18 protein-coding genes are annotated in these 14,887 nt (G+C 73.8%); 11 read left to right on the top strand and 7 right to left on the bottom strand.

What is annotated here, in order from left to right:
• The first annotated feature begins 24 nt into the window (after positions 1–24).
• Both OOK41_RS19110 and OOK41_RS19105 read left to right on the top strand, forming a co-directional pair.
• Positions 25–819, top strand: coding sequence for a polyprenol monophosphomannose synthase (locus tag OOK41_RS19110; protein ID WP_165878202.1), 795 nt, complete (start codon positions 25–27; stop codon positions 817–819).
• Between the two features lie 55 nt (positions 820–874).
• Positions 875–1,405 carry an FxsA family protein gene (locus tag OOK41_RS19105; RefSeq protein WP_266266163.1) on the top strand — a complete coding sequence of 177 codons (531 nt, stop codon included), beginning with the start codon at positions 875–877 and terminating at the stop codon, positions 1,403–1,405.
• A gap of 67 nt (positions 1,406–1,472) precedes the next feature.
• Here OOK41_RS19105 and OOK41_RS19100 read toward each other — a convergent pair whose 3' ends face one another.
• The 3 genes from OOK41_RS19100 to OOK41_RS19090 all read right to left on the bottom strand — a co-directional run bounded on the left by OOK41_RS19100 (position 1,473) and on the right by OOK41_RS19090 (position 4,855).
• Positions 1,473–1,814: an RNA polymerase-binding protein RbpA gene (locus OOK41_RS19100; protein ID WP_046564157.1), complete on the bottom strand. Its 342-nt coding sequence runs from the start codon at positions 1,812–1,814 to the stop codon at positions 1,473–1,475.
• Positions 1,815–2,219: 405 nt separating this feature from the next.
• Positions 2,220–3,362 carry a hypothetical protein gene (locus OOK41_RS19095; RefSeq protein WP_266266162.1) on the bottom strand — a complete coding sequence of 381 codons (1,143 nt, stop codon included), beginning with the start codon at positions 3,360–3,362 and terminating at the stop codon, positions 2,220–2,222.
• A 143-nt stretch (positions 3,363–3,505) separates the two neighbouring features.
• Entirely contained in the window at positions 3,506–4,855 is a 1,350-nt protein-coding gene (locus OOK41_RS19090) for an MFS transporter (protein ID WP_266266161.1), read from the bottom strand.
• An 80-nt stretch (positions 4,856–4,935) separates the two neighbouring features.
• Between OOK41_RS19090 and OOK41_RS19085 the strand changes: the two genes are divergently transcribed.
• The 3 genes from OOK41_RS19085 to OOK41_RS19075 are packed head-to-tail and all read left to right on the top strand — an operon-like array spanning position 4,936 to position 7,764.
• Positions 4,936–5,583: a TetR family transcriptional regulator gene (locus OOK41_RS19085; RefSeq protein ID WP_266267891.1), complete on the top strand. Its 648-nt coding sequence runs from the start codon at positions 4,936–4,938 to the stop codon at positions 5,581–5,583.
• A 49-nt stretch (positions 5,584–5,632) separates the two neighbouring features.
• A complete protein-coding gene (locus OOK41_RS19080; protein WP_266266160.1) occupies positions 5,633–6,943 on the top strand; it encodes an NAD(P)/FAD-dependent oxidoreductase in 1,311 nt (436 codons plus the stop codon).
• The gene (locus OOK41_RS19075) at positions 6,940–7,764 is read left to right on the top strand and encodes an SDR family oxidoreductase (RefSeq protein ID WP_266266159.1); all 825 of its coding nucleotides are present in this window, start codon (positions 6,940–6,942) and stop codon (positions 7,762–7,764) included. The genes OOK41_RS19080 and OOK41_RS19075 overlap by 4 nt, the downstream gene beginning before the upstream one ends.
• 16 nt (positions 7,765–7,780) lie before the next feature.
• On the opposite strand, the gene OOK41_RS19070 is transcribed toward OOK41_RS19075, so the two are convergent.
• Positions 7,781–8,431, bottom strand: a complete 651-nt coding sequence (locus tag OOK41_RS19070; RefSeq protein ID WP_266266158.1) for a LysE family translocator — start codon at positions 8,429–8,431, stop codon at positions 7,781–7,783.
• A 212-nt stretch (positions 8,432–8,643) separates the two neighbouring features.
• Here OOK41_RS19070 and OOK41_RS19065 point away from each other — a divergent pair, with 212 nt between their 5' ends.
• From OOK41_RS19065 to OOK41_RS19045, 5 genes are all read left to right on the top strand, one after another.
• Positions 8,644–9,219, top strand: coding sequence for a GNAT family N-acetyltransferase (locus OOK41_RS19065; protein ID WP_266266157.1), 576 nt, complete (start codon positions 8,644–8,646; stop codon positions 9,217–9,219).
• Between the two features lie 43 nt (positions 9,220–9,262).
• Positions 9,263–9,646, top strand: coding sequence for a TetR/AcrR family transcriptional regulator (locus OOK41_RS19060; RefSeq protein WP_266266156.1), 384 nt, complete (start codon positions 9,263–9,265; stop codon positions 9,644–9,646).
• Between the two features lies 1 nt (position 9,647).
• The gene (locus OOK41_RS19055) at positions 9,648–9,992 is read left to right on the top strand and encodes a multidrug efflux SMR transporter (protein WP_266266155.1); all 345 of its coding nucleotides are present in this window, start codon (positions 9,648–9,650) and stop codon (positions 9,990–9,992) included.
• On the top strand, positions 9,992–10,315 hold the full coding sequence (locus OOK41_RS19050) for a multidrug efflux SMR transporter (RefSeq protein WP_266266154.1): 324 nt from the start codon (positions 9,992–9,994) through the stop codon (positions 10,313–10,315). The genes OOK41_RS19055 and OOK41_RS19050 overlap by 1 nt, the downstream gene beginning before the upstream one ends.
• A gap of 138 nt (positions 10,316–10,453) precedes the next feature.
• Positions 10,454–10,933, top strand: coding sequence for a DUF1992 domain-containing protein (locus tag OOK41_RS19045; protein ID WP_266266153.1), 480 nt, complete (start codon positions 10,454–10,456; stop codon positions 10,931–10,933).
• A 198-nt stretch (positions 10,934–11,131) separates the two neighbouring features.
• Here the strand turns inward: OOK41_RS19045 and OOK41_RS19040 are convergent, their stop codons facing one another.
• Entirely contained in the window at positions 11,132–11,968 is an 837-nt protein-coding gene (locus tag OOK41_RS19040) for a serine hydrolase domain-containing protein (protein WP_323136265.1), read from the bottom strand.
• A 272-nt stretch (positions 11,969–12,240) separates the two neighbouring features.
• Between OOK41_RS19040 and OOK41_RS19035 the strand changes: the two genes are divergently transcribed.
• The gene (locus OOK41_RS19035) at positions 12,241–12,738 is read left to right on the top strand and encodes a YcxB family protein (RefSeq protein ID WP_266267889.1); all 498 of its coding nucleotides are present in this window, start codon (positions 12,241–12,243) and stop codon (positions 12,736–12,738) included.
• A 23-nt stretch (positions 12,739–12,761) separates the two neighbouring features.
• Here the strand turns inward: OOK41_RS19035 and OOK41_RS19030 are convergent, their stop codons facing one another.
• The gene (locus OOK41_RS19030) at positions 12,762–13,562 is read right to left on the bottom strand and encodes a class I SAM-dependent methyltransferase (protein WP_266266151.1); all 801 of its coding nucleotides are present in this window, start codon (positions 13,560–13,562) and stop codon (positions 12,762–12,764) included.
• A gap of 25 nt (positions 13,563–13,587) precedes the next feature.
• Positions 13,588–14,841 (bottom strand): IS701 family transposase, encoded by a 1,254-nt coding sequence (locus tag OOK41_RS19025; RefSeq protein ID WP_266267818.1) that lies wholly within the window; start codon positions 14,839–14,841, stop codon positions 13,588–13,590.
• Positions 14,842–14,887: the final 46 nt, after the last annotated feature.

Here is a 14,887-nt window from a genome sequence, read left to right as displayed (position 1 = left end):
CGCGTCGGCGGGGGCGGAGGAACGGTGAGCGGAGCGGCGGGTGTGCGGCGGCCGGGGCTGGGGCGGGTGCTGGTGGTCATCCCCACCTACAACGAGGCTGACAACGTGTCCCCGATCGTGGCGCGGGTCCGCGCCGCCGCCCCGGACGTGGACGTGTTGATCGCCGACGACAACAGTCCCGACGGCACGGGGACGATCGCCGACGCGCTCGCCGCCACCGACGGGCGGGTGCGGGTGCTGCACCGGCCGGGTAAGCAGGGCCTCGGCGCCGCCTACCTGGCGGGGTTCGGGTGGGCCCGGGAGCGCGGTTACGACGCGGTGGTGGAGATGGACGCCGACGGTTCGCACGCCCCGGAGGACCTGCCGCGGCTGCTGGCCGCCGCCGGGAACGCCGACGTGGTGATCGGTTCGCGTTGGTGCCGGGGCGCGAGGGTGGTGGACTGGCCGCTGCGGCGGCTGCTGCTGTCGCGTTGCGGGAACCTGTACGCGCGCCTGGCGTTGGGGATGCCGGTGGCCGACGCGACCGGCGGGTACCGGGTGTACCGGTTGGCGGCCTTGGACGCGGTGGATCTGGGGTCGGTGTGTTCGCAGGGATACTCGTTCCAGGTGGAGTTGTCGCGGCTGGCGCATCGGGCGGGCGCACGGATCGTGGAGGTGCCGATCACGTTCGCCGAGCGGGAGCGGGGGGCGAGCAAGATGAGCCCGTTGATCGTCGCGGAGGCGTTGTGGCGGATCAGCGTGTGGGCGGTGCAGGACCGGCGGGCGGCGTGGCGGCGTGGGGTGCACGGCACCCGCGATGGTCAGGTGCGGTGGCCGTGAGCGGCGGCGTGTCATGCTTGGACGGGCGGGATGTCGGGACGGCCGATGGGGTGAGATGCGCCGAGGACTGAGATTTGTGCCGGTGGCGGCGCTGCTGGCGGTGGCGGCGGAGCTGGCGGTGTTCGTCGGGGTGGGCCGGCTGGTCGGGTTCGGGTCGGCGGTGCTGCTGGTGTTCGCGGCGTCGCTGCTGGGGCTGGTGTTGTTGCGGCGGGAGGGCATGCGGGCGTGGCGGGGTTTCCGGGCGGCGGCGCAGGCCGGTCAACCGCCGGGCCCGCAGGTCACCGACGGGCTGGTCGGGTTGTTGGGGGCGCTGCTGTTGGCGGTGCCGGGCCTGGTCACGGGCGTGGTGGGGGCGTTGCTGCTGGTGCCGCCGGTGCGGCGGCTGACCCGGGCCGGGGTGCGGCGGGCCACGGAGCGGCGGGTGTCGTCGATGGTGGCCGGTGACCTGTTCGGGCCGCGGGTGGTGCGGGTGCGCCGCGCGGCCCAGCCCACCCCGCCCGGTCAGTCGCCGGCCGGCCCGGCCGAGCCGAGCGTGGTCGACGGTGGCAGGGCCATCGAGGGGGAGATCGTCGAACCCGGCCGTTGAGCGGTCGACGAAACAGCCGAAACGCCCCGGAAGATCTCTTCCGGGGCGTTTCGGCTGTGTTCAACGGTCAGGCGCGGCCGCGGCGGGTGCGGACCTCCTGCAGCCGCTCGGCGAGGATGTCCTCCAGCTCGGCGATGGAACGGCGTTCCAGCAGCATGTCCCAGTGGGTGCGCGGCGGCTTGGCCTTCTTCTGCTCCGGCTCGCTGCCGTCGACCAGCCGGGCGACGCTGCCGTCGAACTTGCACTCCCAGGTGGTGGGGACCTCCGCGTCCACGGCGAACGGCACCTCGAACTGGTGGCCCTTGGCGCAGAGGTACTCGCGGGTCTGACGCGGCGCGAGCTCCGTGTTGCGGTCGGATTCGTAGCTGACCGCGCCCAGACGGCTTCCGCGCAGCATGCGCTCGCCCATGATCGACTTCCCCTCGCTCGTGGTGCTGTCTTCTCGTGTAACGGTCCGTGCCGGCCGGGCCATTCCCCGCCCGCCCTGGCGGGCCGGAACCCGCCCACCCGGCCGTCGCCCTGCAAGGGTAGCCGGACAGGACATGTACCCGGCGGGGTCGCCCCGGCCGGGTCGAGTCGGTGGGAGTGTTTCGGCGGTCTACGGGGATGTTACCCAACCCCAGCCGCGCGGAGGTGTCGATGCCCCGTGACGCGCCACCCCCGCGCCCTGGCCACCCTGTTTCCTCACCATGTGGGAGCGGTTCCGCTTCTGCGGCATGCGGGCGGTCCTGGTGGCTGTACCTGACCGCCGCGGTCGCCGACGACGGCCTCGGCCTGCCGGTCCAGCGGTGCTGGCAGGCCCCGGTCGGGCACGTCAGCGCGGTGCGGCGCCCAACCGGGCCAGCGCGGCGGCCAGGTCGCTGACCTGGTCGACGAGCTGCGCCGAGCGTCGCTGCGCGGCGTCCCGGTCGGCCTCGGCCGCGCCGAGGCGGGCCTCCAGCTCACCGAGGCGGCCCTGCCCGGCAGCCGCCGTCTCCCGGGCCGCGGCGAGCTGGGCGGCGACGGCGTCGCGGGCCGCCTCGGCCTCGGCCAGCCGTGCCGACAACGCCGCCGCCTCCTGCCGGCACGCCGTCGCCTCGGTCTGCGCCTGCTCGGCGGCGCGGCGGGCCTCGCCGGCGTCGGCGCGCCGCCGGTCGGCCTCCTCGCGGGCCCGCGCGGCCTCGACGCGCGCCGCCTCGGCCCCCTCTGCGGAGCGCCGCGCGTCGGCGCGGGCCCGCTCGGCGTCGGCGTCGGCCTGCCCGGCCCGCCGCCGTGCCTCGTCCGCCGTGTCGGCGGCGCGGCGGGCGTCGGCGGCGGCGGCGTCGCGCTCGGCGGTCAGGTCGGCGGCCCGCCGCCGTTCGGTGTCCCGTTCGCCGGTCACCGTACGCAGCTCGTGCCGGGCGGCGTCGCGGTCCCGTTCGGCCTGCACCCGCAGCGCCTGCGCCGCCCCGTTGTCGCGGCGCGCGCAGTCCCGGGCCGCCTCGGCGGCGTCGGCCCGCTCCCGGGCCTGGACGGCGTCGGCCTCGGCACGTTCGGCCCGCTCGCGGGCCGCGTCGGCCTCGGCTGCGGCCGTGTGGGCCTCCTGGCGGGCCCGGGCGGAGCCCGCCGCCGCGTCCTCGGCGTCGCGGCGGGCCTCGTCGCGTTCGGTGTGTGCCTGGGCCAGCTCGGCGGCGGTCTCGGCGCGTAGCTGCGCCAGCTGCCGCTCCACCCCGGCCGGGGACAGCTCCGCGTGCAGCGCCTCGGTGAGGGTCTCCACCACCTGGTCGAGCCGGTCCACGGCCTCCCAGGTGCGGGCGACCTGCCCGGGCAGGCCGGGGGCGTTGCGGTGCCGCATCCGGTTGTTGCGTGAGGCCCGCTGGCAGGCGCCGTCGTTGTCCCGGCAGTAGCGGAACGGCCGGCCCGCGCCGGCCCGCTGTGGCACGTCCCGGCCGCAGTGCGCGCAGGAACGGGTCTCGGTGGGGGAGGGCTGGGCGTCCATCGAGGCGGAAGTCTAGCGACGCCGCCGGCCCGGCCCCGCGTCGCGCACCGCCGGTCCCGGGCCGCCCGCCCGTTCGTCCGGCGCCGGCCCGCCGGTGCGTGCGGCGCCGGGGGCCGGGTCGACACCCGTGCCGGGCGGGCTGGTCAGCCGGCGGCTCGGGCCGCGCCGTCGAGGGTGTAGCGGCGCTGTGCCAGCACCGCGGCGAGCATCAGCGCGGCCGGCAGCAGCCCGAAGCCGTACCGGATCGCCGCGAGCGCCGCGTCCGGCTGGGCGACCTGGTCGCCGCCGGCCGAGGCGACGAACCCGCCGCCGGCCAGGCACAGCGCGTACGCGTACGGGCCCAGCGCCGCGCCGGTGGCCTCGGTGGCCGTCCACACCCCGGTGTAGGTGCCCGCGCCGGTGGCACCGGCGGCGCGGATGACGTCGGGCACCATCGCGAACGGCAGCAGCTGCATCCCGGCGAACGACACCCCGAGCACCGCCACCGCCGCGACCAGCACCGGCAGGCCCGCCGGTCGGCCCACGGCGAGCACCAGCGACCCGGCGGCGAACCCGCCCTGCGCGGCCAGCAGTGCCCGCTGCTTGCCGACCCGGCGGGCCACCGCCAGCCAGCCGGGGGTGACCAGCAGCGCCGGGGCGACGAACGCCGCGACGAGCACGGTGGTCAGCGCGGGGCGGCCCAGCTCGTACTCGGCGTAGTACGGCACCCCGGCGAGCACCAGGTGCGTGGTGGTCGACATCGCCAGGTACGCGATCACCAGCCAGCGGAACTGCCCGTCGCGCAGCGCCGCCAGCAGCGCCGGCCACCCGCCCGGGGTGTGGCCCTCGCCCGAGGTCCCGGCGGCCCGGCGCAGCCGGCCGATGCCCGCCATCCCGACCAGCATCGCCGCGAGGGTGCCCGCGCCCAGCAGCAGTCCCATCCGCTGGTAGCCGGCCCGCGTCGCGGTGTCCCCGCCGGTCAGCACCGGTGCCAGCAGGCCGGCGACCAGGATCCCGGCGGTGAGCACCACCATCCGGAACGCCATCAGCCGGGTCCGTTCGTGATAGCCGATCCGCAGGTCCGCCGGGGTGGCCAGATAGGGCACCTGGTAGGCGGCGAAGAGCAGGTTCCCGGCGACGAAGCACACCGCCACCCAGCCGGCCGCCGGCGCGCCGGTGAGCCCGCCGGGAACGGCGAACAGCGCGGCGAACGCCGCCGGCAGCAGGCAGCCGACCAGCAGTAGGCGCCGCCGGTCGCCGCGGCGGGCCTGCTGCACGTCGCAGCGGTGCCCCACCCAGGGGTGCAGCAGCACGTCGGCGACCTTCGGCGCCAGCAGCGCCAGGCCGGCCAGCCACGGCGGCACGGCGAGGACGTCGGTGAGGAAGTACAGCAGCAGCAAACCGGGTACGGTGACCCAGACGCCCATGCCGAGCGAGCCGGTGGCGAAGCCGAGCAGCGGCCCGCGCGGCAGGTGGGTGCCCGGTGCGCGGTCGCGGGTGTCGAGCCCGGTCATAGCTCTGCGTCCCTTCGGCGGCACGCCGCCCCCAAATCCAACGGTTGCTGGATTGTAGGGGGACAATGGCGGCCGTGACCATGCCACGACGGCGACCGGGCCGGCCCCGGCGCTCCGAGACCCGTGACACCCGCGAGGTGGTGCTCACCGCCGCCACCGCGCTGTTCGCCGCCCGCGGCTTCGACGCCGTCGGGCTGCGGGAGGTCGCCGCCGCCGCCGGCGTCGACGTGGCCACGGTCTCCCACCACACCGGTACGAAGGCGCAGCTCTACGACGCCTGCTTCGCCCGGGTGTTCGCCGCCGAGCGGGCGGTGCTGGAGGCCGCGGCGGCGCGCGCCCGCGACGCCGGGCCGCAGCAGGCGCTGCGCGCCCTGCACGACATGCTCGACGTGTTCGTCGACTTCCTGGAGGCCCGCCCGGAGACCACCGCGCTGTGGCTGCGCCGCTGGCTGGAGCCGAACCGGCACGCCGAACTGGACCAGCGCTACGCCGCTCCCCTGTACGACCTGGTGGAGGAGTTGCTGGCCGCCGTCGCGGCCGGCGGGGCGCTGGTCGAGCCGACCCCGCACGTCACGGTGCGTAGCCTGGTGTGGGCGGTGCACGCGCACGTGGTGGCGCTGGCCAGCCCCGGGGGGTCGCCGGCGCGGGAGCGGCGGGAGTTCCGGGCGTTCCTGCGCCGGCTGCTCGTCGCCCTGTACGGCCCGACCGGCTTGACGAGCGGGCCCTGACCCACGCATTATCCGACAGACGTTGGATTAACCGTCGGGAGGGGACCGCATGGGGGCACCGCCACGGGTCGCGGTCGTCGGCGCCGGCGCCGCCGGCCTGGCCACCCTCAAGGCCCTCGCCGACGCCGGCGTCCCCGCCGTGGCCTACGAGGCCGCCGACACCGTCGGCGGCCTGTGGGTGTACGGGGCCCCCGACTCGCCCGCATACCGCACCCTGCACCTGAACACCAGCAAGACCCGCACCCAGTTCGCCGACCACCCCATGCCGGCCCACTGGCCCGACTACCCCGACCACACCCGGATCGCCGGCTACCTGCACGACTACGCGCGACGCTTCGGACTGCTCGACGCCGTCGCGCTGCGGCACACCGTCACTCGCGTCGCCCCCGGCGCCGACGGCCGCTGGGCCGTCCGGGCCACCGGCCCGGACGGCCCCGTCGAGGTCGACGTGGAGGCGGTCGTCGTCGCCAACGGCCACAACCGGGTGCCCCGCCCGCCCGCGCCCGGCTACCCCGGCGACTGCGCCGCCGAACAGCTGCACAGCCACGACTACCGGGGCCCCGAGCAGCTCACCGGCCGGCGCGTCCTGGTCGTCGGCGGCGGCAACTCCGCCATGGACATCGCCGTGGACGCCTCCCACGCTGCCCGGCGCACCCTGCTGTCCCTGCGCCGCGGGGTGTGGGTGGTGCCCAAGTACCTGCTCGGCCGCCCGTCGGACACCCTCAACGGGGCGCTGGCGCGCCGGCTGCCCTGGCGGCTGCGCCAGCGGATCAGCCAGGCCATGCTCGCCGCCACCGTCGGCCCACCGCCCCGCTACGGCCTGCCCGCCCCCGCCCACGGTTTCCTCCAGGACCACCCCACCCTCTCCGACGCGCTGCTGTCCCGGCTCACCCACGGCGCCGTCGAGGCCCGCCCCGGCATCGCCGTGTTCCACGGCGACCGGGTCGAGTTCACCGACGGCCGCATCGACGAGGTCGACCTCGTCGTGTGGTGCACCGGCTACCGGGTCGCCGTCGACTTCCTCGACCCGGCGCTGCTCGGCGTCGGCCCCGACACCCTCCCGCTGTACCGGCACGTGTTCCACCTCGACGCCCCCGGCCTGGCGTTCGTCGGGCTGATGCAGTCCACCGGCGCCGCGTTTCCCCTGGTCGAGGCGCAGGCCCGGCTCGTCGCCGCGCACCTGGCGGGCCGGTACGCCCTGCCCGACGCGGACCGCCAGCGCGCCGCCTGCCGGGCCGAGCTGCGCGCCGCCACCGCCCGGTGGGGCCAGCGGCGGCCGGCGATGCGGGTCGACTTCGACGCGTACCTGGCCGACCTGCGCCGGGAACTGGTCGCCGGCGTCCGCCGGGCGGCGCGATGAGCGCCCTGACCGGCCGCCGGGTCGTCGTCACCGGTGCCCGGGGCACCTTCGGACGCGAGCTGTGCGCGACCCTGGCCGCCGCCGGCGCCCACGTCGTCGGCCTCGACCTGCACCCCGGCACCACCGCCGGAGTGCCGGTGCTCGGCGCCGACCTGACCGACCCGGACGCCACGACCGCCGTCGTGGGTGCCGCCGTCGGCCGGCTCGGCGGCCTCGACCTGCTCGTCAACAACGCCGGTGTCGGCGGACCCGCCCCCGCCGAACTGGCACCCGACGACACCGTGCGCCAGCAGATCGAGGTTAACCTGCTCGCCGCGTGGCGGACCACCGCCGCCGCCCTGCCCGCCCTCGTCGACGCCCACGGCCGGGTGATCTTCGTGGCCAGCCGGATGGCGGTCCTGCCGTTGCCCCTCGCAGCCGCGTACGGGGTCAGCAAGCGGGCCCTCGTCGCGTACGCCGACGCGCTGCGGCTGGAGGTCGGCACCCACGTCGGGGTCAGCGTCGTCTACCCCAGCATGGTGGCCTCACCCATCCACGACAGCACCGCCCGTGCCGGCCTGTCCCTGCGGGGGGTGTCCCGGCTGGAAACCGTCGAAGGCGTCGTCGCGGCGATCCTGCGGGCCGCCACCGCCCGCCGCGCCCCCCGGGACGTGGCCACCACCACCCGGGGCCGCCTCGAACTGGCCCTGGCCCGACACGCGCCCGCGCTCGCCGACCGCCTCGTGCGGCGTACCGTCGCCGGTCGGGTCGCCGCCGGTGACCTCGACGGCGCGCCGTTGGCCGAGGGCCTCGTCCGCCGCCACCGCGACGCCGCCGGCTGACCAGCGCGACGGGCCGTCAGACCGTGGCCGCGGCGGCCCGGGACCGGTCCGCCGCGATGCGCACGGCCAGGGCCGCCAGCACCGTTCCCATCAGGTACCGCTGCACCCGCAGCCAGGCCGGACGGCCGGCCAGGAACGACGCGACCGATCCGGCGGTCAGCACGATCAGCGCGTTCACCGTCAGCGCGATGACGATCTGGACGCCGCCCAGCAGCAGGCTCTGCCCCGCCACGTGCCCCCGCGCCGGGTCCACGAACTGCGGCAGCAGCGACACGTACAGGATCGCGATCTTCGGGTTGAGCAGGTTCGTGACCAGGCCCATCGTGAACAGCCGCCGCGGCCGGTCCGGCGGCAACGGCGCCGGCGCGAACGCCGACCGACCACCGGGGCGCACCGCCTGCCAGGCCAGCCACAGCAGGTACCCCGCCCCGGCCAGCTTCACCACCGTGTACAGGGTGGGCACCAGCACGAACACCGTCGCGATGCCGGCGACCGCGGCCGCCAGGTAGACGCCGAACCCGACCGCCACCCCGGCCAGCGACACCAGCCCGGCGCGGCGGCTCTGCGTCACCGACCGGGACACCAGGTAGACCATGTTCGGGCCGGGGGTCAGCACCAGTCCCAACGCCACCAGCGCGATCCCCAGCACCGCCGTCGCATCGACCACGATCCACCCCCGTTTTTCCCGTTCGAGTTCGCGGCCGAGCCTACGCCCCGCCCGGGGCCCGCACCGCCGATGGATCGGCAGGGGCTGGCTCCGGCGCGCTCAGCGGCAGGTGGGACGGGCGCCCTGCTGCCGCACCGTCCACTCCGACCCCTCGACGGGTTCGCGGCACGACAGGGGCAGCACCCGCCCACATGATGGGCGACACTACGGGGATGCCGGTCCTGCTGCGGGCACCCGCGACCGCCCACCGTCCCGAACTGGCGCTCCGCCCGTGGTGCGACGCCGACATCGCCGAGCTGATCGAGGTCTACCGCGACCCGGAGCTGCGCCGCTGGGTGAGCCATCCCGTCGACGACGTCGACGGCGCTCGGCGGTGGGTGACCCGCAGCCGGCAGGGCTGGGCCGCCGGCAGCCGGTTCAGCTTCGCGGTGCTGGAGCCGCAACCCGCCGCCGCCGACCGGCTCGTCGCCACGGTGGTGCTCAAGAACGTCCTGCCCGGCCGCGAACACGCCGAGGTGGGCTACTGGACGGCCGCCTGGGCGCGCGGGCGCGGCGTCGCGCCCCGGGCGGTGGAGACGGTCACCGGCTGGGCGTTCGCCCGGTTCGCCGCGGCCGGGCTGACCTGCCTGGAGCTGCTGCACCAGGTGGACAACCTGGCCTCGTGTCGGGTGGCGGAGAAGACCGGCTACCTGTTCCAGGAGGTCCTGCCGGCCCGCGCGCCGTTCCCCCGTGACGGGCACCGCCACGTCCGGCGGGCGCCGGCGATCCCGCGCCACGCCCCGGCCTGAACCGCCGCGGCTGATGTACCACTTCCGCACCAAGGAGGCCCTCATGGTTGCCCTCGTCGACGAGGTGGTCGACGGGTGGGAACGGGAGCTGACCGGCCGCCTTCACGTGCCGCTGTCCGAGGCATCCCCCCAGGACCGGTTGCGCTCGTACCTCGACTGGTCGCTGTCGGGCACGTTCGACGTGGCCGACCTGGTGATGCTGACCGATCCCCGGTTGCGGGACCGGCTGACCGCACGGTGGGCCGAACGCCTCGGCCCGTGGCTGGAGATCCCCGACGCCCTGCCGTCGGCGATGCGCGGCCGGCTGACCAGCGTGCGCCTCATCGCCGACGGCGCCTGGTTCGCCGACGCGACCGGGACGTTCCCTCTCTCTCCCGACGAACGCGCCCGCGTCCGCGTGGTCGCCGACCGACTCCTCGGGCACTGACATGAAGAAGTGGCTGTTCCTTGCCGGCGCGATCGGCAGCGAGGTCACCGGGTCGCTCTCGCTCAAGGCGGCACTCGACCGACCAGGCTGGTACGCCCTGGTCGGCACGGGTTACGTCGCGTCGTTCATCCTGCTCTCCCTCGTGCTGCGCACCGGGATGCCGCTGGGAGTCGCCTACGGCGTCTGGGGGGCACTGGGCGTCGCCGCCACCGCGGTGCTCGCGGCGGTCATCTACGGCGAGACCCTGACCATCGTCATGATCATCGGCCTTGCTCTGATCATGTTCGGCGTGCTGGTCGTCGAACTCGGATCTCAGCACGCCGCCACCGGAACGGGGAAAGCGTGATGCGGTGGATCTTCCTGACCGGCGCGATTCTCGCCGAGGTCAGTGCCGCCCTCGCGTTACGCGCCGCGACAACCGGCTGCAAGCGCTGGTACGCCGTCGTGCTCAGCGGCTACGCCCTCGCGTTCATCCTGCTGACCCTCGCCCTCGGGCAGGGGCTGGGGATCGGTGTCGCCTACGGCATCTGGGCCGCCGCAGGCGTGGCGCTGACCGCCGTCGCCAGCCACGTCCTGTTCGAGGAGCCCTTCACCTGGCTGATGGCGGCGGGCATCGCGCTCATCATGGGCGGTGTGCTCCTGGTGGAGGTCGGCGGAGCGGCCCATTGACCCGGACGCGCGGCAGCGGGGCGACAGCTGGTCGACCCCCTGGCGCCTGGACCTGCGTTCCCACCGGGAATGCCCGCCGCCGACGCGGCGCTACCCCGGGATGGGAAGAGGTTACGGTGGGTGCGGGAGGTGGCGACGGTGACCGACAGGTGGGAAGCGGCGGCCGAGGCGCAGATCCGCACCGCCCAGGAGCGCGGCGAGTTCGACAACCTGCCCGGCATGGGCAAGCCGCTCCCGGGACAGAACATGCCCTACGACGAGTCGTGGTGGATCAAGAGCTTCCTGGAACGTGAGGCGCTGCCCACCGACCTGCTGCTGCCGACCCCGCTGCAACTGCGCCGTCGGATCGAGCGGATCCCCGACGAGGTGCGGGACCTGTCCACCGAGCAGGCCGTGCGGGCGTACGTGGGCGAACTCAACGCACAGGTCCTCGCCTGGCTGCGCAACCCGACCGGTCCGCGGATCGTCGTTCGGCCCGCCAACGCCGACGAGGTGGTCCGGCAGTGGCGCGCCGCCCGGGACCGGTCCCGGGCGGAGACGGGCTCCGCACCGCCGCCACAGCCGCCGCGGACGCGAGGCCGCCGGGGCTGGTGGCGGGCCTGGCGCCGCCGCGCCTGACCGGGGTGACGGTGCGGCAGAAGACCATGGGTGTGTCGCACCCGCGGGATCGCGGGCGATGCAGTCTCGGCCTGCGGCGTCGTCGGCATGCTGCTCGGCGGTCCGGGTATCCGGATCCGTCGATGAGTGGATATCGGCCGCTGGCTTCGGCGAGGTCTTCCGGATCAGGACGGCCGCTGGTGGTTCGAAGTGCCTGATCTATGCGAGTAGAGGCACCACGGTGCTGGCATCCGTCGCCTCGGTGTTGCTGAGGACCACGATGCGGCGATCCAGTTCCGGAATGTTGGCGGCGAACGCCTTGAAGCCTGCGTTGTGGCCGCTGTGGTGCCACGACCGCCGGCCGTTGAGCTCACCAACGAAGACGCCGTAGCCGTAACCGCTTTCGACAGGGCCCTTGCCGGTCCGCGCCCGTTCGGTCAGCATCAGCGTGCGGTACGGTTCGCTCAGCAGGTGGCCGCCCTGGAGGGCATCGAGCCAGGCCAATACGTCCTTGGCCGTCGACCATACGTCTCCGGCCCCCATGCCTACCACGTCCAATTCGCAGGTCGGCAATGGCTGGCCCTCAGCGTCGTGGCCGCGCGCCAGGTTCGGCCGCGCGCCGGGCGCGCCCGCGAACGTCCTGGTCAAACCGAGGTGATCAAAGATGCGGTCTGCCAAGAAGACCCGGTACGGCGTATCGGCGGCCCGTTCGACGACGTGCGCCAGCAGCACGTACGCCGGGCTGCTGTAGCTCCAGCCCTCGCCCGGCGGGTATCGGAGTGGAACGCAGTGGAAGGTCTTCAGCAGTTCGCCGGGCTCAACCCGCTGAGCTAGGTCGATCATGGGATAGTCGTCCCAGTGACCGAGGCCGGAGGTGTGGGTGAGCAGGTGGTGCAGCGTGATGTCTCGCCACTCCTGCGGGCAGCCGTCGATCCAACGGCCCACGGGATCGTCGAGGACCAGCATGCCGTCCTCTACGAGCAAGAGCGCGGCAGCCGCGGTGAACTGCTTGCTCACAGAGGCCAGCTGATACCGCGTCTCCGTGGCGTCGTCCACGATGAAATCGGCACCCTGCCGCACCAGAGTCTCCGCTCGCGTCATGACGCCGACCCTAGACGCTTTCGCACCCGTCAGGCGTGGACCCTGGAGTCGCTACCGACCCCCGTGCAACCAAGAAGCCTGCCGACCGCCGCGGCCTGACTCCGCTGTTCTGGCAGCACGTCCAGCCCAACGGCGAGGTACGGCTGGACGTCGCCAAGCGACTGCCGCTGGCCGACGGCGCGAGTCAGGCGCTGCCCGCCAGCGGGTGGGGGCACTATCGTTCTGGCGTGCACATTCGTTTTGACGTCCCAGCCGATCCCGCCTACCCAGGGCGCGTGGCCGCTGCCTTGAGCAGTGTTCGGCTGCGTAGGTACGGTTATGTCGGCGCGGTGCTGGCGGCGGTCGGGGCGATCGGTTTCGCCGTCTCGCGGGGGTTCGCGTGGGGCGAGCAGATCTCGCCGCTGTGTATGACGATGGTCGTGGGTGGGCTGCTGTCGATGCTGTACTCGCCGTGGGTGCGGTTGCGCGCCCGGCGCCGCTCCAGTCGCTACGCTGTCGAGGGCGCCTACGACATCACCGACGAGAACATCATGATGCGCAGCGGCTCGGAGTCCGGCGGCATCGCCTGGGACGGGGTCGACCAGGTAAGGGACACCCCTGAGTTCTGGATCGTGTACGTCGGCCGGATGCCGGCGACCGTGATCCCCCGCCGCCTGATGTCCGCCGAGGATGCCGAAACGTTGCGAGCCCATATGGCCAAACGTGGGCTGCTCCAGCCTCGGTGAACTCAGTTGCCGCGATCCGCGCGTCACACAGCGTGGCTCGACGCCGCCGGCCTGACGCTCGAAGCTGCCGATGACAGGCGGCCAGTGCACATGCGGAGGGCGGGCGGCGGCAGCCTGGCCCCGGGCTCAGTGCGCTTCGAGGACGAAGAAGATGAAGCAGAGGAACGACGTGCGGTCCCCGAGGTGTGGAGGCAGGAGCTCGCGCGGAGTCTCGGGAGAGATGGGGGTTCGCTGATGACCGAGAGGCGGAAGCCCGCGTCGGTGAACGCATCCGTCATTGCGTGCAACGGCCGGTGCCAGTAGGTCAGCTCCGTGCTGTGCCCGTCGAACGTGTGCTCGTCCGACCAGCGCGCGAGGGCGAAGTAGTCGGAGTCCGGGTGCACTGCCTCGTAGACGATCGGGTGGTTCACGGACAGGAGGAGGCGGCCGCCTGGCCTCAGGACTCGTCGCAGCTCAGCCAGGGGCGCAGTCCAGTCCCGCAGGTAGTGCAGGACCAGGGACACCACGACGTCGTCGAACGCACCGTCGGCGAAGGGAAGCGGTTCGCTGAGGTCGGCCACCAGCAGCGTGGCGTCCTTGCCCAGCCGCCGTTCGGCCAGCTCGACCATCGCCGGGCTGGAGTCGAAGCCGGTCACGATGGCCCCTCGCTCGCGAAGAGCCGCGGACAAGGGACCTGAACCGCAGCCGGCATCGAGGATTCGTCGACCGTTCACATCCCCGGCAAGTCCGATCATCGCGGGCCGCTCGTAGTAGCCGTTGATCAGGTTGGATTCGTTATCCACGGAGTAGCGCTCGGCGAAACTGTCGTAGTGGTCGGCCTTCACCAGGCTGTCTCCTAATACTCCAACGTCACTTGATCTTTGGGCTGATGTGGTGAGCGAGTCTGCGCTGGTAGTGGGACCGGCGGGCTCGGGCTTGGGATGTTCGCCGCCAGATCGACCAGTGCAGGGTGTGCGCTGGGAGTAGCGGTATGGCGAGGACGAAGGTGTTGAGGAGTCGGCGGATCTCGGCGACGGTCAGCGCGATGGTCTCGGGCTCGGGGCAGGGCTGTTGCGCGGCGAGGATGGTCAGGACGGCCAGTGCGAGCATGGCGAGGGTGACGAACCGCTGCCAGCCGGTCCAGCCGCGGACCTGGTAGTGGTCCAGGCCGACCTGGCCTTTGCCGGTCTGGAACAGCTCCTCGATGCTCCAGCGGGAGCCGGCCGCCCTGACGAGGGTGTGTAGTGGCGCCGGGCGGGGTGACCAGCACAGGTAGTAGGCCAGCTCTGCGGTGGTGTGGTTGCGGCGGATGAGTAGCCACCGGTGCTCACCGGGTGTGGTGGCGGTGGTGATCCACGCCCATAGGTAGTCGCGGGGGCCTTTCGCTCCAGGCCCGCAGCTGTGCGGCTGCCAGCTGGTGGTGGGGATCCCGTCGGCGAGGTCGTCGACACGGATCAGGGTGCGGCCGTCGTTGACGTGCACGCGTCGGTCGCAGCCGACTGCCAGGACGTAGCCGATCCTGCGATGTTCCAGGTCGGCGCGTAGGCCGGGGTCAGCGCCGTAGACCTCGTCGCCGGTCACCCACCCGACCGGGACGTCGGCGTCCAGTGCGGCGGCGATCATCTGCCGGGCCAGGGCCGGTTTCGTGGCGAACCCGACTTCGTCGGGAACGCCGGCGGCGACGAGACGCTGCGGCTGTTGGCACCAGGTCGTCTGCGGTAGGTAGAGCCTGCGGTCGATCATCGCCCGCCCGTGCCCGGTGACGTAGGCCAGGAACACCCCGACCTGGGCGTTCTCCACCCGGCCGGCGGTGCCGGTGTACTGCCGCTGCACCCCGACCGAACACCCGCCCTTCTTCAGGAACCCGGTCTCGTCGACGACGAGCACCCCGTCGGGGTGGCCGAGCCGCTCGACCAGCCAGGCGCGTACGTCGTCGCGGACGGCGTCGGCGTCCCACACCGCCGTGCGCAGCAGCCGTTGCATCGCCTGCGGATCGGCGTGACCAGCCCGCTCCGCGAGGGACCAGCAGGTTTTGCGTTCCAGACCCGAGAGCAACCCTTCCACGAACTGCCCGGCGGTCGCACGCGGTTCCGCCCGGGCGAACCTGCCGGCGACACGCGCCACCGCCTCGTCCAGGATGACCCGCCACCGGTCGGGGTCTACGCTGTGG

This window comes from Micromonospora sp. NBC_01655 (assembly GCF_026339755.1).
Lineage (GTDB): Bacteria > Actinomycetota > Actinomycetes > Mycobacteriales > Micromonosporaceae > Micromonospora.
Note: the sequence above shows the minus strand (reverse complement) of the source record. Positions and strands in the feature narration are given on the sequence as shown.